Annotated in this window: 21 protein-coding genes and 1 tRNA gene; 6 read left to right on the top strand and 16 right to left on the bottom strand. The window is 70.3% G+C overall.

Features of this window, described 5'->3' with window-relative positions; genetic code table 11:
* Positions 1 to 7: 7 nt before the first annotated feature.
* The 5 genes from HHX31_RS33630 to HHX31_RS13305 all read right to left on the bottom strand — a co-directional run bounded on the left by HHX31_RS33630 (position 8) and on the right by HHX31_RS13305 (position 6665).
* On the bottom strand, positions 8 to 1510 hold the full coding sequence (locus tag HHX31_RS33630) for a serine protease (RefSeq protein WP_211589654.1): 1503 nt from the start codon (positions 1508 to 1510) through the stop codon (positions 8 to 10).
* 503 nt (positions 1511 to 2013) lie between these two features.
* A complete protein-coding gene (rsmA, locus tag HHX31_RS13320) occupies positions 2014 to 2877 on the bottom strand; it encodes a 16S rRNA (adenine(1518)-N(6)/adenine(1519)-N(6))-dimethyltransferase RsmA (RefSeq protein ID WP_169948568.1) in 864 nt (287 codons plus the stop codon).
* A 19-nt stretch (positions 2878 to 2896) separates the two neighbouring features.
* On the bottom strand, positions 2897 to 3754 hold the full coding sequence (locus HHX31_RS13315) for a TatD family hydrolase (protein ID WP_169948567.1): 858 nt from the start codon (positions 3752 to 3754) through the stop codon (positions 2897 to 2899).
* Positions 3755 to 3756: 2 nt separating this feature from the next.
* Positions 3757 to 5343, bottom strand: a complete 1587-nt coding sequence (gene metG / locus HHX31_RS13310; RefSeq protein ID WP_169948566.1) for a methionine--tRNA ligase — start codon at positions 5341 to 5343, stop codon at positions 3757 to 3759.
* 83 nt (positions 5344 to 5426) lie between these two features.
* Entirely contained in the window at positions 5427 to 6665 is a 1239-nt protein-coding gene (locus HHX31_RS13305; protein ID WP_311931765.1) for a glycosyltransferase family 2 protein, read from the bottom strand.
* A 362-nt stretch (positions 6666 to 7027) separates the two neighbouring features.
* Here HHX31_RS13305 and HHX31_RS13300 point away from each other — a divergent pair, with 362 nt between their 5' ends.
* Positions 7028 to 8464 (top strand): hypothetical protein, encoded by a 1437-nt coding sequence (locus HHX31_RS13300; RefSeq protein ID WP_311931764.1) that lies wholly within the window; start codon positions 7028 to 7030, stop codon positions 8462 to 8464.
* Between the two features lie 237 nt (positions 8465 to 8701).
* Here the strand turns inward: HHX31_RS13300 and rsmI are convergent, their stop codons facing one another.
* Positions 8702 to 9532: a 16S rRNA (cytidine(1402)-2'-O)-methyltransferase gene (gene rsmI / locus HHX31_RS13295; RefSeq protein WP_169948564.1), complete on the bottom strand. Its 831-nt coding sequence runs from the start codon at positions 9530 to 9532 to the stop codon at positions 8702 to 8704.
* Positions 9533 to 9740: 208 nt separating this feature from the next.
* Here rsmI and HHX31_RS13290 point away from each other — a divergent pair, with 208 nt between their 5' ends.
* Positions 9741 to 11246, top strand: a complete 1506-nt coding sequence (locus HHX31_RS13290) for a dolichyl-phosphate-mannose--protein mannosyltransferase (protein ID WP_249345986.1) — start codon at positions 9741 to 9743, stop codon at positions 11244 to 11246.
* 103 nt (positions 11247 to 11349) lie between these two features.
* Complete coding sequence (locus HHX31_RS13285) at positions 11350 to 12723, top strand: hypothetical protein (RefSeq protein ID WP_169948563.1); 1374 nt, start codon at positions 11350 to 11352, stop codon at positions 12721 to 12723.
* A 23-nt stretch (positions 12724 to 12746) separates the two neighbouring features.
* Here HHX31_RS13285 and HHX31_RS13280 read toward each other — a convergent pair whose 3' ends face one another.
* Positions 12747 to 13166 (bottom strand): VOC family protein, encoded by a 420-nt coding sequence (locus HHX31_RS13280; RefSeq protein WP_169948562.1) that lies wholly within the window; start codon positions 13164 to 13166, stop codon positions 12747 to 12749.
* 78 nt (positions 13167 to 13244) lie between these two features.
* Between HHX31_RS13280 and HHX31_RS13275 the strand changes: the two genes are divergently transcribed.
* Positions 13245 to 14207 (top strand): YafY family protein, encoded by a 963-nt coding sequence (locus tag HHX31_RS13275; RefSeq protein WP_169948561.1) that lies wholly within the window; start codon positions 13245 to 13247, stop codon positions 14205 to 14207.
* A 4-nt stretch (positions 14208 to 14211) separates the two neighbouring features.
* A complete protein-coding gene (locus tag HHX31_RS13270) occupies positions 14212 to 15129 on the top strand; it encodes an amidohydrolase family protein (RefSeq protein ID WP_169948560.1) in 918 nt (305 codons plus the stop codon).
* Positions 15130 to 15189: 60 nt separating this feature from the next.
* On the opposite strand, the gene HHX31_RS13265 is transcribed toward HHX31_RS13270, so the two are convergent.
* The 9 genes from HHX31_RS13265 to galU all read right to left on the bottom strand — a co-directional run bounded on the left by HHX31_RS13265 (position 15190) and on the right by galU (position 22387).
* Positions 15190 to 15819, bottom strand: a complete 630-nt coding sequence (locus HHX31_RS13265; RefSeq protein ID WP_211589653.1) for a TetR/AcrR family transcriptional regulator — start codon at positions 15817 to 15819, stop codon at positions 15190 to 15192.
* A 42-nt stretch (positions 15820 to 15861) separates the two neighbouring features.
* Complete coding sequence (locus HHX31_RS13260; protein WP_169948559.1) at positions 15862 to 17283, bottom strand: cell wall metabolism sensor histidine kinase WalK; 1422 nt, start codon at positions 17281 to 17283, stop codon at positions 15862 to 15864.
* 340 nt (positions 17284 to 17623) lie between these two features.
* Positions 17624 to 17700: transfer RNA gene (locus HHX31_RS13255), tRNA-Ala, on the bottom strand.
* Positions 17701 to 17749: 49 nt separating this feature from the next.
* The gene (locus HHX31_RS13250) at positions 17750 to 18442 is read right to left on the bottom strand and encodes a hypothetical protein (protein WP_169948558.1); all 693 of its coding nucleotides are present in this window, start codon (positions 18440 to 18442) and stop codon (positions 17750 to 17752) included.
* A 200-nt stretch (positions 18443 to 18642) separates the two neighbouring features.
* A complete protein-coding gene (locus HHX31_RS13245; RefSeq protein WP_169948557.1) occupies positions 18643 to 19284 on the bottom strand; it encodes a GNAT family N-acetyltransferase in 642 nt (213 codons plus the stop codon).
* A gap of 55 nt (positions 19285 to 19339) precedes the next feature.
* Positions 19340 to 19816 carry a molybdenum cofactor biosynthesis protein B gene (locus tag HHX31_RS13240; RefSeq protein ID WP_169948556.1) on the bottom strand — a complete coding sequence of 159 codons (477 nt, stop codon included), beginning with the start codon at positions 19814 to 19816 and terminating at the stop codon, positions 19340 to 19342.
* Between the two features lie 3 nt (positions 19817 to 19819).
* Positions 19820 to 20296 carry a cyclic pyranopterin monophosphate synthase MoaC gene (gene moaC, locus HHX31_RS13235; RefSeq protein ID WP_169948555.1) on the bottom strand — a complete coding sequence of 159 codons (477 nt, stop codon included), beginning with the start codon at positions 20294 to 20296 and terminating at the stop codon, positions 19820 to 19822.
* Positions 20293 to 21477, bottom strand: coding sequence for a gephyrin-like molybdotransferase Glp (glp, locus tag HHX31_RS13230; RefSeq protein WP_169948554.1), 1185 nt, complete (start codon positions 21475 to 21477; stop codon positions 20293 to 20295). Before glp ends, moaC begins: the two co-directional genes overlap by 4 nt.
* Before the next feature lie 4 nt (positions 21478 to 21481).
* Positions 21482 to 22387 (bottom strand): UTP--glucose-1-phosphate uridylyltransferase GalU, encoded by a 906-nt coding sequence (gene galU / locus HHX31_RS13225; protein ID WP_169948553.1) that lies wholly within the window; start codon positions 22385 to 22387, stop codon positions 21482 to 21484.
* A 33-nt stretch (positions 22388 to 22420) separates the two neighbouring features.
* On the opposite strand from galU, the gene HHX31_RS13220 reads away from it, so the two are divergent.
* Positions 22421 to 22987 carry a 5-formyltetrahydrofolate cyclo-ligase gene (locus HHX31_RS13220; protein ID WP_169948850.1) on the top strand — a complete coding sequence of 189 codons (567 nt, stop codon included), beginning with the start codon at positions 22421 to 22423 and terminating at the stop codon, positions 22985 to 22987.
* The last annotated feature ends 37 nt before the right edge of the window (positions 22988 to 23024 follow it).

The following is a 23024-nucleotide window of genomic DNA, read 5'->3' as shown; positions in this document are numbered from 1 at the left end:
GAGAACCTCAGACGATCTTGCCGGAAGCGAACTTCGAGGCGTACTTGTAGACCGCCAGGGTCTCACCGTCGAAGTACGGGGAGACGCTGGTGTCGATGCGCTTGTTGCCGTCGGTGTCGGAGACCGCGATGGTCACACCGTTGAGGTAACCGAGACGCTTCGCGCTGCTGTAGCGGTAGAGCCACGAGGAACCGATCGAGCCCTGGCCGGTGAAGGAGGACTTGATGCCGACGAGCTCCTCGGCCTTCATGGACGGCGCGGCCGCCTTGAAGGTCTTGCCGTAGCTCCACTTGAGGGTCTTACCGGTGAAGGCGTAGCTGCCGTCCGGGTGCGACCCGCTCGGGTAACCGAACACGAAGACGTTCGTGCCGATCTTCTGGTTGTAGGCCAGGCCCTGGCCACCGACGTTGGCGCCGAGGGTGCCGACGTCCTTCAGGGCGATGTCGACGATCTTGCCCTTGAGACGGTAGTCGACGTCGAAGTTGCCCCAGAAGGTCGCCTTGTACCAGGCGTTGTCCTTGGCGAAGTAGAAGGTCTTGCCGTCGGACGACCAGCCACCGTGGCCGAACTCGCGCTTGGAGACCCGGCTGACGACGGTGCCCCACGTCCTGTCCTCGTAGGTGGACGTGCCGTGGGTCTTGGCCTGGTTCTCCAGGGTCGTCACGTCGGCCGGCGTCTTCGCGAGCTGGTCGCGAGTGGCCTCGACCTTCTTCGAGTCCTTGGTGCGCAGCGGCACCTTGGTCCCGTAGTCGATCCGGCTGACGATCTGACCGGAGAAGCCGGTGCTCTTGAGCTCCAGCTCCTTCTTGGCCTTCTCGGCCGCGGCCTTGGTCTCGAACTTGCGGTTGTCCACCCAGTTCTTGACCTTGTCGGTCTTCACGTCGGTGACCTGGACGCCGTTGTAGACGGTGACGAACGCGTAGTCGCGGTCGCCGTCCTCGTAGACGTCGTAGTCGTAGTGGGTGTACGCGGTCTTACCCACGTAGATGCCCCACGGGGTCTTGCCCTGGTAGTAACCCGGGATGAACACCCACTTGTCGAGGGTGTCCTTGTTGCTCACCGTGTCGTAGACGCAGTGACCCGCAGTGGCGACCAGGTTCTTGTACTGGCTCTGGACCGCAGTGGCCGAGCACCAGTGCGGCTTCTTGTCCGCGCCGATGAAGAACACCTTGCCGGTCGTCTTCGGCAGGTTGACGTTCTTCGACGTGCCGGTGGACGCCTTCTTGTCACCGCTGGAGCCGACGACGCCAGCCTTGCTGTCGGCGGAGGCACCGCCGGTCGAGACGTGCTTGGACGACACGGTCGTCTCGACGTTGTACGGCGTCGCGTTGACGAGGTTGGCCTTGGCCTGGCCGTACCAGAACGCGGCGACCTGCTTGGCGGCGAAGTTCGTGTTGGCCAGGTTGACCGGCGGGGCCACGTCGGTGTCCGCCTGGGCCGGGGTGGTGGCGACAGCAGCGGCGGCCAGCATGCCGACCGCGATACCGCCGAGGGTGAGGGTGCGCTTCAACTTACTACTCCCTGGTCTGATCGTCGGGCGCCTCGCGCCCCATCCGTCAGTAAAGGACGAGTAAGAAGCTATCCGAGGATTTGCCAGTTGTGACCCCGTCTAGTGGTTTCAGTCTGATCTTGAAGTCAAGATCCCGCCCGTCGCCACCGGCCGTACCGCTCTGCTCACCGTCACGTTTCCGCTGATCACAGACACCGTCGTCGCGAGGTCGTCACGCACGGTCACTGATCCACGCAAGGCCTCAATGTGACCCAAATCACATTAATCTGATGGAACGGGATCGCTAGTTGATCACGTCAAAAATGATCCGGCACGAGCGGCCCTCCCGCGGCGACGCGCCTTCCGGACACCGCTCGCGCGCTCACGCCGGGCAGTGTGAGGCGCGTGCCGTACGCGCTCCCCCGGCAATCCGGGTCACCCGGCGGATGCCGTCGCGGACGTTCGGCGCTTCAGGAAACAGGGGAGATCGCGGCGCGTCAGGAGATGCCGGGGATCGCGGCGCGTCAGGAGATCGGGGAAATCGCGGTGGGCCGCTGCTCGGCGATGCGGGCGAAGTCCTCGATCCGCAGTTGCTCCCCGCGCGCCGAAGGGTCGACTCCCGCCCCGACCAGCGCCTTCTCCGCGGCGGCCGGGGTGCCGGCCCAGGAGGCGAGCGCGGCCCGCAACGTCTTGCGGCGCTGCGCGAAGGCCGCGTCGACGACGGCGAAGACCTCCCGCCGGGTCGCCGTCGTCGCGGGCGGCTCCCGCCGTACGAGCGAGACGAGCCCTGAGTCGACGTTCGGCGCGGGCCAGAAGACGTTGCGCCCGACGGGCCCGGCCCGGCGCACGTCGGCGTACCACGCCGCCTTCACCGAGGGAACCCCGTAGACGCGCGACCCGGGCGCCGCCGCGAGCCGGTCGGCGACCTCCGACTGCACCATCACCAGCCCGCGCCGCAGCGACGGCAGCACGTCGAGCAGATGCAGCACGACAGGAACGGACACGTTGTACGGCAGGTTGGCCACAAGCGCGGTGGGCTCGGTCCCGAGTTCGGCGGGCCCCACCTTCAGCGCGTCGGCGTGCACCACCTTGAGCCGGCCGGCCACCTCCGGGGCCCGCTGCGCGACGGTCAACGGCAGTTGCTCCGCCAGCACCGGGTCGATCTCCACGGCGACGACCTCGGCGACCTGCGGGAGCAGGGCGAGGGTGAGCGAGCCGAGCCCCGGCCCGACCTCGATCGCCACGTCCTGCGGCGTGACCTCGGCGAGCCGGACGATCCGGCGGACGGTGCCGCCGTCGATCACGAAATTCTGCCCCAGCTTCTTCGTCGGCCGGAGATTCAGCTTCTCCGCCAGCACACGCACTTCGACCGGCCCGAGCAGACTCATGCCTCCAGTGTCTCCCGCGCTACCAGGCGCCGAAGACGGTCTCGCCGTTGGCGGAGATCCGGGCGGCGAGGTCGGCGACGTCCATCCCCTTGACCTCGGCGAGGCAGCGGAGCGTCAGCGGGATCAGGTAGGGCGCGTTGGGCTTGCCCCGGTGCGGCGTCGGCGGCAGGTAGGGCGCGTCGGTCTCGACGAGCATCAGTTCGGGCGGGGCCACCGCCGCCGCCTCCCGCAGGTATCCGGCGTTCTTGTACGTCACCGGGCCGGAGAACGACATGACGTAACCGGCGTCCACGCACCGCTTGGCCATCTCGGCGTCGCCGGAGAAGCTGTGGAAGACCACCACGTCGGGGGCGCCCTCGTCGGCGAGCACGGCGAGCACGTCGTCGTGCGCGTCACGGTCGTGGATGACCAGCGCCCTGCCGGTCCGCTTGGCGATCTCGATGTGCGCGCGGAAGCTCGCGTGCTGGTCCTCCTTCGAGGCCCAGTCGCGGTAGTAGTCGAGCCCGGTCTCCCCCACCGCCCGCACGTGCGGCAGCCGCGCCAGGTCCTCGATCTCGGCGAGGACCTCGGGCGTCGACGCGTGCGCCTCGTTCGGGTGGATCGCCACCGCCGCGTAGACGTCCCGGTGCTCACCGGCCACCGCGGCGTTCCACCGCGAGGACGGCAGGTCGTACCCGACCGTCACCAGACGCGTCACGCCGACCGTCCTCGCCTCGGCGAGGATCGACTCGACGTTCGCGCCGGCGGCCTGGGCCGCCAGCGCGACCGGGTCACCCGAGGACGCCTGCCGGTTGCCGACCATGATGTCCAGGTGGCAGTGGCTGTCGAACACCTCGCCCGGCAGCGCCTCGGGTGGCGCGGGACGCTCTCGCGACATGGTCAGGCCGTCTCCAGCCTCGGGAAGAGGATCTCGCCCTTGACGATCCGGGCGCCGGCGGGCAGCCTGCCCCAGGTGGCGACGTCGGCGATCCGCTGGTCCGCGAGCGTGCCGAGGTGCGGCTCCGCCCCGAGGGACGCCCAGAGCTTCTCGCTGGTGTCGGGCATGACCGGGTGCAGCAGCACCGCGATCGCGCGCAGCGACTCGGCCGCCGTGTAGAGGATCGTCGCGAGTCGCGCCTGTCCCTCCGGCGAGTCGTCCTTCGCCACCTTCCACGGCGCCTGCTCGCTCAGGTAGCCGTTGACCTGCTTGACGAAGTCGAAGATGGCGCCGATGCCACCGGCGAAGTCGAGGTTCTCCCCGATCATGGTGTCCGCCTGGGCCACCGCGGCGGCGAGGCCGTCCGCGACCGCCTGCTCGGCCGGGCTCGTGTCCTTCGCCTCCGGCAGCGCGCCGTCGAAATACTTGCCGATCATCGCCGCGACCCGGGACGCCAGGTTGCCGAAGTCGTTGGCGAGTTCGGAGGTGTAGCGGGCGGAGAAGTCCTCCCAGGAGAACGAGCCGTCCTGGCCGAACGGGATCGCCCGCAGGAAGTAGTAGCGGTAGGCGTCCACGCCGAAGTGGCTCGTCAGGTCGCGCGGCGAGATTCCGGTGAGGTTGGACTTGCTCATCTTCTCGCCGCCGACCATCAGCCAGCCGTTGGCGAAGATCTTGCGCGGCAGCGGCAGGTCGTTCGCCATCAGCATGGCCGGCCAGATCGCCGCGTGGAACCGGAGGATGTCCTTGCCGACCAGGTGCACGTTCGCCGGCCAGGTGTCGTCGAACTTCGCCTGGTCGGAGCCGTACCCGACGGCCGTGGCGTAGTTGAGCAGCGCGTCGATCCACACGTAGATGACGTGCTTGGAATCCCAGGGGACCGGAACACCCCAGTCGAACGTCGACCGGGAGATCGACAGGTCCTGCAGGCCCTGCTTCACCAACTGCACGATCTCGTTGCGCGCCGAGGCCGGCTGGATGAAGTCCGGGTTCTTCTCGTAGTGCTCGAGCAGGCGCGGGCCGTACGCGGAGAGCCTGAAGAAATAGTTCTCCTCCCTCAGCCACTCGACCGGGCGCTTGTGGATCGGGCACAGGTCACCCTCGAGCAGGTCGCCGGGAGACTTGTACTCCTCGCAGCCGACGCAGTAGGGGCCCTCGTACTCGCCCTTGTAGATCTCGCCCTTGTCGTACAGGTCCTGCACGAACTCCTGCACCCGGTCGGTGTGGCGCCGCTCCGTGGTGCGGATGAAGTCGTCGTTGGCGATCCGCAGGTGCTCCCAGAGCGGCTTCCAGGCCTCCTCCACGAGACGGTCGCACCACTCCTGGGGCGTCACGTCGTTCGCCTCGGCCGTACGCATGATCTTCTGACCGTGCTCGTCCGTGCCGGTGAGGTACCACACCTTCTCGCCGCGCTGGCGGTGCCAGCGGGTGAGCACGTCACCCGCGACGGTCGTGTAGGCGTGGCCCAGGTGCGGGGCGTCATTGACGTAGTAGATCGGCGTCGTCACGTAGAACGCCGACTCCCCTGATGCAGTCGTACCTGTAGCCGCCATGTGCGAATCCTATCGGCCCCGGGGAGATGACTCCTCTGGATAAACCCCGGTGTGTCAGGCCCCGGTGTGTCAGGCCCGGTGTGTCAGGCCACGGACTCGCGGCCGGCCTTCTCGGGTTCGCGGCTGACGGCCTCGGCGGCCTCCTCCGCCGCGGACGCCGCGATGTCGACCGGGTTCTCCCGCGAACGGCGGATGCCGAGGATGCTGATGAACAGCGACGCGAAGATCGTCTGGAAGCTCATGACGAACGCGGTCGCCGAAGGCACGACGAGGCGCAGCGACTCGGCCGGGATCAGCTCGCCGAAGCCGCGGCCGCCCCAGTGGGCGAGCGAGGCCACCAGGCCGACCAGACCGGCCACCGCCAGCGCGCCACCCGCGAGCAGGCCCTTCTCCAGCGTGACGACGTCCACCAGCCTGCGGATGCGCCGGTCCTCGGGGAGGAAGCCCTCCTCGGCCGCGTACACCTTGGTGAACAGCGCGAACAGCACGGCCTGGAATCCGCTGATCACCATCGCGGACGCGCCGACCAGCGTGTCGACGTCGAAGGCGAGCTTGCCGATGTAGACAGGGCCGAACGTCAGCGCGGCCCCCACGACGAGACCGAACGTCATGAGCACGAGGCCCGGGATGAAGAACAGCCAGCGCGGGCTGTAGAGCAGCAGGAAGCGCAGGTGACGCCAGCCGTCCCGCCAGGAGCGCAGGTGCGGCGGGCGGGACCGGCCGTCGGGCGACAGGGTGGTCGGCACCTCACGGACGTCGAGTCCCTGCAGGGTCGCCTTCACGACCATCTCGGAGGCGAACTCCATGCCACCGGTCTGCAGCCCGAGCCGCAGGATCGAGTCGCGGCGGAAGCCCCGCAGGCCGCAGTGGAAGTCGCCGATCGCGCTCGGGAAGAACAGCCGGCCGACGAACGACAGGACCGGGTTGCCCAGGTAGCGGTGCAGCGGCGGCATCGCCCCCGGAGCGATGCCACCACGGAACCGGTTGCCCATGACCAGCTCGGCGCCGTCCCGGAGCTGCTCGACGAAGGGCATCAGGTTCGTGAAGTCATAGGAGTCGTCCGCGTCGCCCATGATGACGTATTTGCCGCGGGCGGCACGGATTCCCCCGATCAGGGCGTTGCCGTAACCCTTCTCGTCAATGTGGACAACCCGGGCGCCCGCGTCACGGGCCAGTTGTTGCGAGCCGTCCGTACTGCCGTTGTCGGCGATGACCACCTCGCCGTCGATCCCGTTCTCGCGCATGCAGGTGAGAGCCTTGCGAACACAGATCTCCACGGTCTCGGCCTCATTGAGGCATGGCATGACAACGGTAAGTTCCACGTCGCAACTCCTTGCATATGACGGCAGGACACCAATGATGCCCGCTTCCCAGCAGCGTCCGAGTCAAGTCCGCGAAACGGCTGGCATTCTGTAACCGTGACTCCACCCACCGCTGGAGCGGCGGGCTTCCCGCGCCGCCGGCCGAGCGGCGACGCAGAGGACGAGCCCGGCACGGACAGTCGCCCGCGCGCCGACCACATCGGCGTGCGGGCCATAACCGCAGGTCACATACCCATGGCCCCGAGATGCCCGTGGGGCGAGGCGCCGACAACCGAGGGGAGGAAGCGCGGAAACACCAGCCGGCTCACGCGGGCGGTGCCCTCCGCGCGACTTTGATGGTCGCGATCGCCGATCCTCCCTCCGTGGACGCGTCCCCCGCCGGGCGCTGGCGCCGTACGGTCGCCTTACTGCGCCGGCACCGGGTGTTCGCGGCCGCGTTCTGCACCGCGTTCGTCCTGCGGATCATCACGATGCTGGGCTTCGGCCCGGCCATGTGGTTCAACGACTCCTACGACTACGTGTCGGTGGCGCTGCGCCCGCGGCCGCACCCGATCCGGCCGGACGGGTACAGCTTCTGGCTGCTGCTGCTCAAGCCGTTCCACAGTTTCTCACTGGTGGTCTTGACTCAGCACCTCATGGGCCTGGCAACGGCGTTCCTTATCTACGCACTACTGACCAGGAGATTTGGGATCCCAGGATGGGGTGCGACGCTCGCCGCCGTTCCCGTGCTGTTCGACGCCTACCAGATCCAGCTCGAACAGCTCGTCATGTCGGACTCCATGTTCATCCTGCTCGTGGTGGGCGTGGTGACGCTCGTGCTATGGCGGGAGCGGCTCACCTGGCGCGGTGGCACCGTGGTGGGGCTGCTGCTCGCGCTGACCGCGCTGACCCGGAGCATCGGCCTGCCCATCCTCGCTCTCGTCGTGGCCTACCTGGTGATCAAACGGGCGGGCTGGAAGCCGATCGTCGCCATGGTCACCGCGTGCGCGCTCCCCGTGCTCGCGTACATGGGCTGGTTCAAGGCCGTGAACGGCCAGTTCGCGATGACCAACAGCGACGGGGTCATCCTCTACATGAGAACGTCGCTGTTCGCCGACTGCCACAAGATGAACATCGACGAGCGCCGCGAGCTCGAACTGGCGCTGCTGTGCATCAACGTCCCGCCGAAGGACCGCGGCCTGTCCGCGCAGGCGTACCTGTGGTGGGACGACCAGAACCAGCTCCACGTCTTCGGCTCCGGCATGAAGTTCACCCCGGAGATCAACGCCAACGCGAGCGCGTTCGCGAAGCGGGCGATCCTGTCGCAGCCGGGCGACTACCTGGCCGCGGTGGCCAAGGACTTCTTCCGCGCCTTCCAGTGGGGCCGGCCCCAGTTCCCCGACGCCAAGACGTTCCTGCAGTACGAGTTCGACAACGAGTTCACCCGCAAGCTGCCCAAGTGGAGCTCGTACCACAGCACCACGGACAAGGACGCCGAGGCGTACGAGAACGGCCCGGCGGCGACGCGCGCGGTCTCGCCGTGGTCGGACATCATGATCGGTTACCAGCGGGTGGTGCGGCTGCCTGGCCTCGTGCTGGGGCTGCTGCTGCTGACCGGCCTGTGCGGCGTGGTGCGGCGGTGGCGCGACCTCGGAGGGCCGGCGCTGCTGCCCTGGCTGGGGGCGGTCGGCCTGATCCTGGCCCCGGCCGCGACCGCCGAGTTCGACTACCGCTATCTGCTGCCCGCCGCCCCCCTCGCCTGCCTCGCCGCCACCCTCACCGCGCGTGATCTTGTAGTTAGTCGCAGACGTGGCCGCTGACCTGAGCGTTCAGTCTCCGTGATCATGCAGTTTTTCTCGGACGTACGGCGCGACCTGCGGCTTTTCACTTCGTGATCTTGCAACCTGCAACGCGGGAGGTGCGGCCGGACAACCTATGACTTCTGCATGATCACGGAACGCGTACGGCCAGGTAGACAGGGCTCCGCCCCGTTTCACTGCATGATCACGAAGGATGCCGGCCCAGGTCAGCCCGCATCGGTGCGACAAACTACAAGATCACGCCGGTGGGGGGGTGTGGACGGCGTTGTAGAGATCACGTTTGGGGACTCCGGCGGCCTTGGCGACGTCGGCGATGGCCTGCTTGCGCGGCACGCCCTGGCCCTCACGCCTGGCCACCTCCTCTACCAGTTCCTCGATGCGCGGCGCGGCCTCCTCCGCGGTCCGTCCCGCCACCACCAGCGTGATCTCGCCCCTCACCTCGCCGGCCGCCCATTCGGCCAGCTCGCCGAGGCCGCCGCGCCGCACTTCCTCGTACGTCTTGGTCAGCTCCCTGCAGACCGCGGCCGGCCGGTGGGCGCCGAAGGCCTCCGCCATCGCCTCAAGCGTCGCGTGCAGCCGGTGCGGCGCCTCGAAGAACACCATCGTGCGCTCCTCGGCCGCCAGCGCCGCCAGGCGCCTGGCCCGCTCCCCCGGCTTGCGGGGTGGGAACCCCTCGAAGCAGAACCGGTCACTCGGCAGGCCCGACACGGCCAGCGCGGTCGTCACCGCCGAAGGGCCGGGCAGCGCCGTCACGGGCAGGCCGGCCTCCACCGCGAGGCGGGTGAGCCGGTATCCGGGGTCGGAGACGCCCGGCATCCCTGCGTCGGTGATCACGACCACGGTCCGCCCGTCGCGCAGCGCCTCCAGCAACTCGGCGGCCCGCGCGCTCTCGTTGGCGTCGTAGTAGGACACGACGCGGCCCCCGATGACGACCTCCAGATCGGCGGCGAGCCGACGCAGCCGGCGGGTGTCCTCCGCCGCGATCACGTCGGCGGCGGCGAGCAGGTCGCGCAGACGTGGGGACGCGTCTTTGGGCTGGCCGATAGGGGCTGCGGCGAGAACGAGCACCCGTCCACCCTATGACCGGTGTGAAACATTCATCGCCGAAAGGCCTGTTGCCGCAATACTCACGCGAGTCGTGTCCTCGACGGGGACTCACCAGTAATCTGTCGGCGTGACCGTGACCGACCATTCCCACAAGGCGTTCGAGCAGCCGGAAGAGGGAGCAGAGGGCGAGGCTCCCGCCATGTCCCTGCGAGACCGGCTGGTGCCGCCCATGCCCGGCAGCGCCATGTGGGGCTGGCTCGGCCCCATCCTGGTCGCGCTCTTCGGCGGCTTCCTGCGGTTCTACCGGCTGGGCACACCCCACTCGGTCGTGTTCGACGAGACGTATTACGCCAAGGACGCCTTCGCCACCATCAAGTACGGTGTCGAGCGGCAGTTCGTGGAGGGAGCGGACAAGCTCCTGCTCGCCGGCAACGACAACATCTTCAAGCAGTGCGGCACGGTCGGCGAGTGCGCGTCCTACGTGGTGCACCCGCCGGTCGGCAAGTGGATGATCGGCCTGGGCGAGCTGATCTTCGGCCCGAACCCCTTCGGCTGGCGTTTCGCCGCCGCGCTGTTCGGCTCGCTGTCCATCCTGATCCTCGCCCGCACGGCCCGCCGCATGACCCGGTCGACGCTGCTCGGCTGCGTGGCCGGCCTGCTGCTGTCCGTCGACGCGCTGCACTTCGTGCTGTCCCGTACGGCGTTGCTGGACATCTTCCTGATGTTCTGGGTGCTCGCGGGGTTCGCCTGCCTGGTGGCCGACCGCGACTGGTTCCGCGGCCGCCTGGCCGACTGGCGTGAGGCCGGGTCGCCGGCCGGCGGGCCGCGGACGGGCCTGCGGCCCTGGCGCCTGGCCGCCGGGCTGTGCCTGGGCCTGGCCATGGCCACCAAGTGGACCGGCGGGTTCTACATCGCCGCTTTCGCGATCATGTCGCTGCTGTGGGACGTGGGGGCCCGGCGGGCCGCCGGGACCGGCCGGCCGTACGGCGCGGTCATCCGCCGCGACCTGCCGCTCGCCACGGCGTGGATGGCGGTCGTGCCGGTCATCACCTACGTCGTCTCGTTCACGGGATGGTTCGTCACCGACAAGGGGTACGGCCGCAACTGGGACCAGGCCACCTCGAACGGCCCGGCCTACTTCGTCTTCGACTCGCTGCGGTCGTGGCTCGACTACCAGAAGCAGGTGCTGAGCTTCCACACCGGCCTTGAGTCGACCCATCCGTACCAGTCCGAGCCCTGGCAGTGGCCGCTGTTGCTGCGCCCGGTGGCGTTCTTCTACGAGTCGCCGAAGGGCTGCGGCACCGACTCCTGCTCCTGGGCGGTCCTCGGGGCCGGGACACCGGTCATCTGGTTCGCCGGTGTCATCGCGCTGATCGGCATGATCGCCTGGTATGTCGCGACCCGCGACTGGCGCGCCGGCGCGGTGCTGCTCGGCTACGCCGCAGGGTGGCTGCCGTGGTTCTACTTCGCCATCGCGGACAACCGGACAATGTTCTTGTTCTACGCGATACCGATGGTACCGTTTATGATCTTGGCACTCGTGCTGGCCTGCGGATTGATCATCGGCAGGGCGAGCCCGGCCCGGCCCAACCGGCGCGTGGTCGGCTCGGCCGTGGTCGGCGCGTTCGTGCTCCTGGCCCTGGTCAACTTCGGCTGGCTCTACCCCGTCATCGCCGCCGAGGTCATCCCGTACGACTCCTGGCACGCGAGGATGCTGTTCGACCGGTGGATTTAAGCCCCCCGTATCGTGGGGCGCATACCGTTGCGCTCAGAGGGGGTGGTCTCGAGTGATGCCGGGTCGTCGTCAACGATGGGGTCGATACGGCAGACTGCGGGTCATGCCCGCACCTGACGTCGCCGCGCTCCTGGCCCAGCTGGAGCGCTCCGATCCGGACATCGCCGAGCCCGCCCGCGTCGCGGTCGAGTGGCTCGCCGGTGGCGAGGCTCTGGAGACCATCAGCCAGTTCGACGTGTGCGAGTTCCTCTGGTACACGCTGCCGATCAAGGTGCCCGGCGACCAGGCGACCATCGCGCGCGCCCTCGGCGAGCTGCTCAGGCTCGCCGGCATGGAGCGCTACGCCGCCCTGTGCGACTCCCCCGCGACCGCCCGGATCCTGCTGACGTACGCCGGGGAGGGCGAGGAGGCCGGAGCCGCGGCCTACCACCGCGAGCTGGAGGCCACCGGGGTGCTGCCCCCGGACATCGCCGAGCTGTCGTGGAGCTCGATCATGGGGCCGGAGGAGCTCGGCGCGCACGTCGCCTGCGCGGCCGCCCTGGAGCTGGCCATCGTCTCCGGCGACCCGGTGGACCGCGAGGAGCTGACCCGCCGCTGGCTCACCACCTCCCGTCCTGAGCTGGGCGGCGACTGCTGGCTGCACCGGGTCCACGGCGAGCGGCTGAACCGCTGGGTGCTCGGGCGCGGCACCGCCCGCCGCGAGCTCGCCCAGCCCTTCGAGGTGCGGCTGCACGCGCCGATCACGGCCCCGGACGAGCCGCACCTGGAACCGCTGCGCTGGCTGCTCGACCTGGCCCGCACCGGGGTCCGCCTGACCGAGCGGCTCAACGTCGGGCGTGCGGTGGCCGTCGAGGCGGCCGGCCGGTTCGGCTGGGCGGACCGGACGGTGCGCGGCGAGGGCGACGTGCCCGCGCTCACCGAGTTGCGGCAGATCGCCGTGCACGACCTCGGGGCGCTGCGGCGCAGCGGCCGCAGGCTGGTGCTCACCACCACGGGCAGGAACCTGCTGGACGACCGCGCCGCCCTCTGGGACGCGGCCACGCCCACACTGCTCGTCCCCGCCCCCGGCGAACACGACTTCGAGGTCTCCATCCGCGAGTCGGCGCTGATGATCCTGGTGGACGGCGACGAGGTGCGGGACGACGACCTGCGCCACCGGGTCGCCGAGGTGGTCGACGGCGAGGGCTGGCGCACGACGGACGGCGGCCGGGTAGGCGGCGCCGACCTCACCGGCCCGCTCGCCCGGCTCCGCCACCGCCTCGACGCCCTGGGTCTCGGGGCCGCGTCAGGTACGCCCGATAGCTCCTCGCCTGAGCCCGGGACCCTCGCCACCGGCTCTGGAAGGGCGGAAAGGGAACCCGTGCGGCCTGCCTCGGACGCGGGGACGTGGCGGCTGACGACCGCCGGACGCCGCGCCGCGCTGGCCGCGCTACGCGTCCAGGCGCTGCGCCCCCGGCAGTACGCCGGCCTCGGCTGAGCCCGGCGGGCACCCCGCGTGCTTCAGGACGTGCCCGGCCTCGCTTCGAGCATCTCCAGGTAGTGGGCGTTGTACATGATCCCCAGGATGTTGCCGAACGGGTCGGTCACCGAGGCGGTGACGAAGCCGGGGCCGCGCTCCGTCGGCGCCTCGTGCTGCTCGGCGCCCAGCGCCAGCAGCCTGTCGAGGCTCACCGCCAGGTCGTCGACGTGCCAGTAGACGACGGCGCCGGCCGGTTCTCCGGTCGGATGGCCGGCGTAGCGCCGGTCGATCAGGCCGAACTCGTGCTGGTAATCGCCGATGCGGAACTCGGTGTAGGCGAGCCGCCCGTCCGGCCCCCGGCGCTCGAAGTAGGCGTCCACGCCGAACACCTCCGCGTACCACTTCCTCGCCTGCTCGAGGTCGTCCGCCCAGAAAGTCACCGTGGTCAGTCCGCGCAACATTTGCGCTCCCTTCGTCAGGATTGACGCTATGAGGCATTGAGGAACGTACGGTTCCGCAATGCGCGAGAGACTGTGGCCATGCTGGAAACCTCCGTACGGCTGCTGCGGTTGCTGGCGCTGCTCCAGACCCGGCCCGGCTGGTCCGGCGCCGACCTGGCGGACCGTCTCGGCGTGACCACCAGGACCGTGCGCAACGACGTCGAACGGCTGCGCCACCTGGGCTACGAGATCCGCTCGACCACCGGCACGGCGGGCGGATACCGGCTGGGAGCCGGATCCTCCCTGCCTCCGCTGCTGCTCGACGACGAGGAGATCGTCGCGGTGGCCGTCAGCCTGCAGTCCGCCGCGGGCGGCACCGTGACCGGCATCGAGGAGACCTCGCTGCGCGCGCTCACCAAGCTGCAGCGGATGCTGCCCTCCCGGCTGCGCCACCGGATCGAGGCCGTGCGCGCCGCGACGGTCGCGGTGCCGGGGCACGGCCCCACGGTGGACCCGGAGACGCTGACCACGATCGCCGCGGCCGTACGCGACCACGAGACGCTGCGGTTCGACTATCTCGACCACCGGGGACACGAGGGGCGGCGCACGGCCGAACCGCACCGGCTCGTCTTCACCGGCCGGCGCTGGTATCTGCTCGCCTGGGACGTCGACCGCCGCGACTGGCGGACCTTCCGCGCGGACCGGGTGCGGCCGCGCGTCCCGAACGGCCCCCGGTTCACCCCGCGCGAACCGCCCGCGGACGACGTCGCCGCCCACGTCGTCCGCGGCACCGGCTCGACCGCGTGGAGGCACCAGGCGGTCGTACGGCTGTACGCTCCGATCGAGGTCATGGGGGCGCGGCTCACCCCCGCCGCCGGACTGCTGCGCGCCGACGGGCCGGACGCCTGCGTGCTGGAGACCGGCGGCGACTCACCGCACGACCTGACGGCCTTCCTCACCTCGCTCGACGTGCCCTTCACCGTGCTCGACCCGCCCGGCCTGCGCGCCCACCTGCGTGCGCTCGGCGAGCGCTACCTGGCCGCGGGGGCGGATAACGTGTGAGGTCATGCCAGACGAGACGATCTCCAGCGAAGACGACATCCGGAGCGTGAACGCGTTCTGGCGGCGACTGGGCCTGCCCGGCCTGATCGACGTGCACACCCATTTCATGCCGCACCGCGTGCTGACCAAGGTGTGGGCGTACTTCGACTCTGCCGGCCCGCTGGTCGGACGGCCCTGGCCAATCACGTACCGGCTGCCGCAGGACGACCGCGTCGAACGGCTCAGGGCCTTCGGGGTGCGGGCGTTCACCTCCATGCTCTATCCCCACAAGCCCGACATGGCCGAGTGGCTGAACGACTGGGCCGCCGACTTCGCCGCCCGCGTCCCGGACTGCCTCCGGACGGCGACCTTCTTCCCCGAACCCGGTGCCTCGCGGTACGTCGCGCGGGCGATCGAGTCGGGCGCCCGAGTCTTCAAGGCGCATCTCCAGGTCGGCGCGTACGACCCGAACGACCCGCTGCTCGACGAGGTCTGGGGGATGCTGGAGGACCACGGAGTCCCGGTGGTCACGCACTGCGGGTCGGGCCCGGTGCCCGGGCCCCACACGGGGCCGGAACCGATCGTGGCCCTGCTCTCCCGGCATCCCCGGCTGCGGCTCGTGATCGCCCACATGGGCACGCCGGAGTACGCGGAGTTTCTCGCGCTGGCGCTGCGTCATCCGTCGGTCTGCCTGGACACGACGATGACCTTCACCGGCTTCACCGAGGAGACCGCGCCCTTCCCCCGGGAGGCACTCCCGCTCCTGCTGGACCTTCAGGACCGCGTCCTGCTCGGCACCGACTTCCCCAACATCCCCTATCCGTACGCCGAGGCGTTGTCGGCCCTGGCCGGCCTGGACCTCGGGGACGAGTGGCTGCGCGCGGTGTGCCACGACAACGCCGCCAGGATCTTCGGCCTCCCGTCGATCACGCCGGGGACATGACCTCGTAGAGGTCGGCGGGTGATCGAGCCGAGGACCCGGACGCCCCGCGGTCGTCCACGGTCATGCCGCGCTCTCCCGGTTCTTGAGGGTGCCGTGCAGGAGGATGTCCACGAGTTCGCCGGGGGACGGCGCCCCGGAGCGGGTGAAGAGCATTCCCAGGAAGACCGAGGCGATCCTCTCCGGCTCCAGGCGCAGCGACGCCCGGTCGGGTTCGATCAGGTCGACGATCGCCTCCCTGGTCGCCGTCATCGAGGCCTCCCTGCCTCCCGGGGAGGGCCGGTCGCCTTCGCGGGCGCCGTCCTCCCGGACGCCGCGGGTCCGATCGCGGCGGTGGCCGGTGCCGTGCAGGGCTCCGATCACGGTCCCCATGCGTCCCAGGTGGGCGGCTAGTGCCTCGGCCGCCTGTGTCAGCCGGTCGGCGAGCGGTTCTTCGAGGGAGATCGAGGCCAGTTCGCGCAGCAGATGACCGGGGTTCATCGCCTCGGCCAGGCACGCGTCGAGCAGTTCGTCCTTGTCGCCGAAGGCCCGGAAGACGGTGCCCTCACCGATGCCGGCGGCTCGGGCGATCTGGTTCGTGGTGACGGCGGCGCCGTGCTCGGCGACCAGGGGAAGCGCCGCAGCGACGATCATCGCCCTGCGCTGCTCGGTGCTCATGGCCGGTGACCGCCGGCGGGGGGTGGAGTCTGTCATGCCACGAGCATATGGAGTGAGCACTCACTCCGTCAAGCGAACTTACGTGGAGAGGCCGTCGCCAGCCGGAGCAGCCGACGCCGACGCCGGAGCGGCCGGGAGGCGGACGACGAAGCGGGCGCCGACGGCGCTGTCCTCGATCCTCAGGCTGCCGCCGTGGATCTCCGCGACCTGCCTGGCGATCGGCAGACCCAGCCCCGCGCCCCCCGCGTCCCTGTTGCGCGCCGCGTCCAGACGGGTGAACCTGTCGAACACCATCTCGCGCTTGTCCCGGTCGATGCCCGGCCCGTCGTCGGCCACCTCCAGCACCGCCGCGCCGTGATCACCGCCGGGCTCGCGCCGTACGGACACGGTGAAGGCCGTCCTGGCGTGCCGTTCCGCGTTGTCGAGGAGGCTGGTCAGCAGTCGAGTGAGACACATCCTGTCCCCGGCCACGACGACCCCGGGCTCGATCTCGGACTCGACGCGTTTGGCCAGGGGATGGCGGTTCCGCAACTCCGCGGCCACGAGCTCGGCCAGGTCGACCCTGCATCGTCCGTCGTAGACGCCATGGTCCAGTTGATCGAGCGTCAGCAGGTTGTGCACGATCGCCTGCAGCCGGTCGAGGCTGGGCAGGAGGGCCGCACCCAGCTGGCGCACGCTGGTCTCCTCCGGCGCGAGAAGGCCGTCCTCCACCTCGGCACGCATGGCGGCGATCGGAGTGCGCAGATCATGGGAGGCGTTGGAGACGAACTGGCGCTGGTCTCGCAGCGCGTGCTGCACCTGCTGCAGCGCGCAGTCCAACCGGCCCAGGGTGCGGTTGACGCTCTCGGCCATCCTCCGGATCTCGTCATCCGTGGCCGACACCGGCACCCGGCGGCCGGGGCAGTTCCCGTTGATCTCGTCCAGCTCCGCGCGGATGGCCTCGACGGGCCTCAGCGACGCCCGTACGCACCGGTGGCCGAGATAGGTGATGGCGGCGGCCAGCGTCAACGCGCTCACTCCCACCAGCCCGGCCAGCCAGGGATCGACCCAGGGCGGCACCGCCGGAGAGGCGCTGTAGACCATCCATCTCTCGCCCATGCGGTGCGCCCACTGCGCCACCACGATGTCGCAGTCGGCGGCCGGGAAGATGCCGCCGCACACGACGCAGGTGACGCTGTTCTTGGTGTCCGGCGGGACGAGCGTCGTCATTCTCGGCTTGCCCCGGATCTTCGCCGTCGAGGCGACAACACGGCCGGACGGGTCGACCACCTGGAGATTGCGGGACTTGTACTCGGCCAGAGGGTAGGTCACCTGCCCCCGCTCGAGCTCCACGGCCACCCGGCCACCCGCCGCCATGAGCTCCCTGGTCACCTCATTGGTGGCGTAGTGATGGACGCCGAGCATGATGGACAGCGCCAGCAGCGCACAGAGCAAGGTCGCCGTGACCCCGGTGAACAGGGTGATGCGGCGTGTGATGGAGACGCAGTCGCCCAGGCGCATCCTCCCTCCTCCTGGCCAGTGCACCACACGAGGGGAAAAGAGCCAGAAAAGAGACACTTGTCCAATTTCGACAGGTCACCACAGCCCCGCTAGCATCCGCCGCGAAACCCCAAGGTTTCCCCGCCTCCCATCGAGCGGGTCGTCAGCGCAGGTCGCAGCCCCGCCGTACCCCCGCTCGTACGCCGTCGGCCCAGGGCTCTGACTCCTGACGGCTCCTGACAGCGGGAACGCGCCGGTGGCCGTACCGACCGGCTTCGACGGCGGGCGGCCCGGGACGTAGCGGTAGGGCCCTGAGCAGCGAAAAGGCCCGCCAGGTGGATCACCTGACGGGCCTTCGTCGTGGTGGAGCTATGGGGATTTGAACCCCAGACCCCTTCGATGCGAACGAAGTGCGCTACCGGACTGCGCTATAGCCCCAACGACCTCGACTAGAGTAGCAAACTCCGTGGGGTGTTCGCGCCACCGATCAGTCTCCGGAGGCGCGGCGTCCGTCGGCGTACTGGTCGAAGACCTGGACGCGCTTGCGCGCCTCGAACTGGATGATCTCCGCCTCGCGGGCCAACTCGGCCAGGGCACGGCGGCGTTCCCGCTGACGGCGCAGATACTCGGCCCGCGCCCTGGCGGCCTTGTCCCGCTGCTCCCTGTCCACTCGTACGGCCACGCGCAGCACGGTGAGGTAGCCGACGAGGAGCACGCCCGAGGGCGCGACGGCCCACCAGGGCATCACCCGGACGGCCGCGGTGACCACGGAGGCCAGCACGAGCAGGATGCTCCACAGGAGCCGCCGCCGGCGCCGGGCGAGGATCCTGGCGCGGCGGTGGGCGGCCACCCGGCGGGCCCGCGCGTGCCGCTCGGCCGCGATCTGGTCCGCCGTGAGGGCCTCGGCGCCCGGCACGGCGTCCGTGGGCTGCGCGGCGTCCGTGGAGCGCGCGGGTGTGACGACGGTGTCGGCGTCGCCCCCGTCCGCGTCAGGCTCAGCGTCAGCGGCGCCGTCGACGCTGTCGGAAGCGTCGTCGGCGGGCCGCTCGGACAGCGTGGACGCCTCCGCCTGCTCCTCGAACAGGTCCTCGTCGGTGGGCCGGTCCCTGCGCAGCCACATGGGCAGCAGGACGCTGAGCCACATGACGACAATGGCGAGGTAGAGGACGGCGCTACCCATGCGCCCACCCCCGCACCCCCGGACGAAGGGCATGGTGAACACATCCGTGGACCTGTGTCGGCGGAGAGGTGTTCACGTCACGCACCGTAGGACCGCGTGTCACTGAATGACGAGCATTCGATCCGGTGTGTCGCGAGATCGTCAAAGCTCTTCATGTAATTCGATCCCGTGCGATCCGGGTAGCGGCACGCAGTGATCGCCTAGCCGGGGCTGGACTCGCTGCGGCGGGCGGCGGAGTTCATCGCGCGGCGCCACTGGACGAGCAGCCCGCGCGGCACGTCCTCGACGGTCAGCGCGTAGCAGATGTGGTCGCGCCACGCCCCGTCGATGTGCAACTGACGCCGGCGGATGCCCTCCTCGCGGAACCCGAGCTTCTCCACGACCCTGCGGCTGGCGTGGTTCTCCGGCCGGATGTTGGCCTCCAGACGGTGTAAACCCGTCGTGAAGAAGCAGTGGTCGACGGCCATGGCGAGCGCGGTCGGGATGATGCCCCGGCCGGCCAGCGCGCCGTCGACCCAGTAGCCCACCTGCGCGGAGCGCGCCGACCCCCACACGATCGCTCCTACGGTGAGCTGCCCGGCGAACCGTCCCTCGTACGTGACGACCCAGGGCATGGCCAGTCCCTGGCGGGCCTCGCGGCGCAGCGTGCCGACCATCGAGACGTACGGCCCGAGGCCGGTGCGGAACAGCGGGGTCTCGGGGTTGCTCGGCTCCCAGGGACGGAGCCATTCTGCGTTACGCAGCCGGGTGTCGCGCCAGTCTCGGACGTCACGCAGGCGCAGCGGCCGCAGCCCGACGGGCCCTTCGGCCATGGACGCCGGCCAGCCGCGGAGTCGATCCATTCGTCAATCATCCACCGACACACGGTCAACGCGCCACGCGGACCTGCTCTCGTCCTCAGCGCGCATGGTCGCCGCCGTGGATCTGGTCGACGACATGAGCCAGAATCGGGGCCAGCACGGCCATGCCGTCCCGTACGCCTCCGGAGGAGCCGGGCAGGTTGACCACCAGCGTCCTGCCCGCCTGCCCGGCGAGCCCGCGGGACAGGATCGACGTCGGCACCTTGTCCCTGTTGACCTGGCGTACGGCCTCGGCGATGCCCGGGATCTCCCGGTCGAGCACCCGGGCGGTCATCTCGGGGGTGAGGTCGAGAGGCGTCACCCCGGTCCCGCCCGTGGTGACGATCACGTCGTAGCCCGCGGCGACGCCGTCGCGCAGCGCGGCCTCGACGGCGTCGCCGTCGGGGACCACCCGGGGCCCGTCCACCGGATCGCAGCCCGCCTCCGCCAGGAGGGAGGCCAGCAGCGGCCCCGAGCGGTCCTCGTAGACGCCCGCGGACGCCCTGTTGGAGACGGTGACCACCAACGCGCGCACGCCTTACTCCTGTCCGGCACGGGTCCAGTGGCCCGTCTTGCCACCCGTCTTCTCCTCCACCCGGACGTCGGTGATCACGGCGCCCGGGTCGACCGCCTTGATCATGTCCACCAGGGCGAGCGCCGCGACGGTGACGGCCGTGAGCGCCTCCATCTCGACGCCCGTCCTGTCGGCCGTACGGACCCGGGCGGTGATCTCCACCCCCTCGTCCACGACGGCCAGCTCGACCTTCACACCGGTCAGGGCGATGGGGTGGCACAGCGGCACGAGATCGGGGGTGCGCTTGGCCCCCATGATCCCGGCGATCCGCGCCACGCCGAGCGCGTCGCCCTTCGGCACGTCCCCCGCGCGCAGCACGGCCACCGCCTCGGGCGACAGCAGCACCCGCCCGGTCGCGACGGACGTACGGGCGGTGACGTCCTTCTCCGAGACGTCCACCATCCGGGCGGCGCCCGACTCGTCCACATGAGTCAGCTTCACAGCGGTATCACCTCCACCTCGGCCCCCTCGGGCAGCGAGGTCACGTCCTCCGGCACCACGATCAGGGCGTTCGCCCCGGCCAGCGCCGCGAGCTGGTGCGAGCCCTGCCGGGTCACCGGCGCCACGCTCTCCTCGGTCAGCATGGCCCGCAGGTACGACCGCTTGCCCGCGGGGGACCGCAGCGGCGCCGTCACGGTGGCGCGGACCGTCGCGGGCGGCCCGGCCGGGAGTCCCTGCATCACCCGCAGGGCCGGCTTGACGAAGAGCACGAACGACACGAACGACGAGACCGGGTTGCCCGGCAGCGTGAAGATCGGCACCTGATCCGGCCCCACGACGCCGAAGCCCTGCGGCATGCCGGGCTGCATGGCGACCTTCTCGAAGGTCACCGTGCCCAGCGGCGACAGGGCCTCCTTGACGGGCTCGTACGCCCCCATCGAGACGCCGCCGCTGGTGATCACCGCGTCGGCCCGCAGGAGCTGGGCGTCCAGGGTGTCGAGGAACTCCTTGGGGTCGTCGGTCACCGACCCGGCCCTGAACCCCTCCGCCCCCGCCTCCCGCACGGCCGCGGCCAGCATGAAGCTGTTGGACTCCCAGATCCGCCCGGCGCCCAGCGGGGTGCCGGGCTCGGCGAGCTCGGCGCCCGTGGACAGCACGACGACCCTCGGGCGGGGTCGCACCCGCACCCGGCGGCGGCCCACCCCGGCGAGGATGCCGACCTGGGCGGGCCCGATCCTGGTGCCCTCGCGGAGCACCACGTCGCCCGCCCGGACATCCTCGCCCGCCCGCCGGATCGCGTTGCCGGGCGGGGCCGGCCTGTCGATCCGCACGCGGGCGGTGCCGCCGTCGGTCCACTCCACCGGGACGACGGCGTCGGCGCCCGCGGGCAGCGGCGCCCCGGTCATGATGCGGGTGACCAGGCCGGGGCCGAGTGCGTGCAGCCCGCCGTCGCCGGCCGCCACGTCGCCGATCACGGGCAGTGTGACGGGAGTGGCGGCCACGTCCTCGGCCCGTACGGCGTAGCCGTCCATCGCCGAGTTGTCGAACGGCGGCAGCGGCACGGGCGAGGCGACGTCCTCGGCGAGCACGGCGCCGAGGACGGCGTCGAGCTCGACCTCGAGCGGTGCGAGCGGGCGCACCGCCGCGAGGATGTCGGCGAGATGGCGGTCGACGGGCTTCATCTGCTCACTGTCCGGACTTGTCGAGGAACTCCCGCAGCCACGGCAGGAACTCGGGGGCGAGGTCCTCCCGGTTCGCGGCGAACTGCACCACGGTCTGCAGATACTCCAGCTTGTTGCCGGTGTCGTAGCGACGGCCGCGGAACAGCACGCCGTGCACCGGGCCGCCCTCCTCCGGGCTCGCCGAGGCGAGCGTACGCAGGGCGTCGGTGAGCTGGATCTCGCCGCCGCGCCCGGGCGGGGTCCGCTCCAGCACGCCGAACACGGCCGGGTCGATCACGTAACGGCCGATGATGGCCCAGTTGGAGGGCGCCTCGTCGGCCGGGGGCTTCTCCACGAGGTCGGTGACGCGGACGACGTCGTCCTCGTCGGTGGGCTGGATGGCGGCGGCGCCGTACAGGGAGACGTGCTCGCGCGGCACCTCCATCAGCGCGACGACGCTGCCGCCGTAGGTCCCGCGCACTTCGATCATGCGCTTGAGCAGCGCGTCGCGCGGGTCGATGATGTCGTCACCGAGCAGGCAGGCGAACGGCTCCTCGCCGACGTGCTGCTTGGCGCACAGGACGGCGTGGCCGAGTCCCTTGGGCTCCCCCTGCCGCACGTAGTGCATGGTGGCGAGGTCGACGGGCTCCTTCACCTGGCTGAGCCGCTCCTCGTCGCCCTTGGCGCGAAGAGCGTCCTCAAGCTCGTACGCTACGTCGAAGTGGTCCTCGATCGAGCGCTTGTTGCGTCCGGTCACCATGAGGACGTCCAGCAGCCCGGCGGAGACGGCCTCCTCCACCACGTACTGGATGGCCGGCTTGTCGACGATGGGCAGCATCTCCTTGGGGGTCGCCTTCGTCGCGGGAAGGAAGCGGGTGCCGAGACCCGCGGCGGGCACGACGGCTTTGGTCACGGGATCGAAGTCAGCCATGAGTAGACACTAACGGAGCAGTCTTTGGACAAGATGAACCTGCGTCGCCGTATCCTGCGCGACCGGTCGGAACTCGACGCCAGGACGCTGCGCGAGTCGTCGGCGTCCATCCGCGAGTCGCTTCTCGACCAGCCGTGGGTGCAGATGGCCGGCCTGGTGGCCTGCTACTGGTCGACGGGCACCGAGCCGTCCACGCAGGGGCTGATCCTGGCGCTGTGGAAGCACGGCGCGACGGTGATCCTGCCGGTCCAGCGCCCGGACGGCGACCTCGACTGGGCGGTGTACGACGGCCCGGACTCGCTCGCGCCAGGCCCCTACGGGATCATGGAGCCCGTGGACGTCCGGCGCGGTGTCGACGCGATCCGCACCGCCGCGCTGGTCATCACACCCGCCCTGGCGGTGGACAGGGTGACCGGTGTGCGACTCGGCCGCGGCGGCGGGTTCTACGACCGGGCGCTCGCCCGCGTCGGGCCGAACGTGCCGACGGTGGCGCTCCTGCACGAGGGCGAACTGGTGGAGGGGGTGCCGGCCGAGCCGCACGACCAGCGTGTGCGCTTCGCCGCCCTCCCGAGCGGAATAGTCCGGTTGGTGCACCTGTGACAAGATTGCTGTAAGGGACGGCGAGAGGAGCGGGTAG

It is taken from the genome of Microbispora sp. H11081, assembly GCF_012999535.1.
Classification (GTDB): domain Bacteria; phylum Actinomycetota; class Actinomycetes; order Streptosporangiales; family Streptosporangiaceae; genus Microbispora.
Note: the sequence above shows the minus strand (reverse complement) of the source record. Positions and strands in the feature narration are given on the sequence as shown.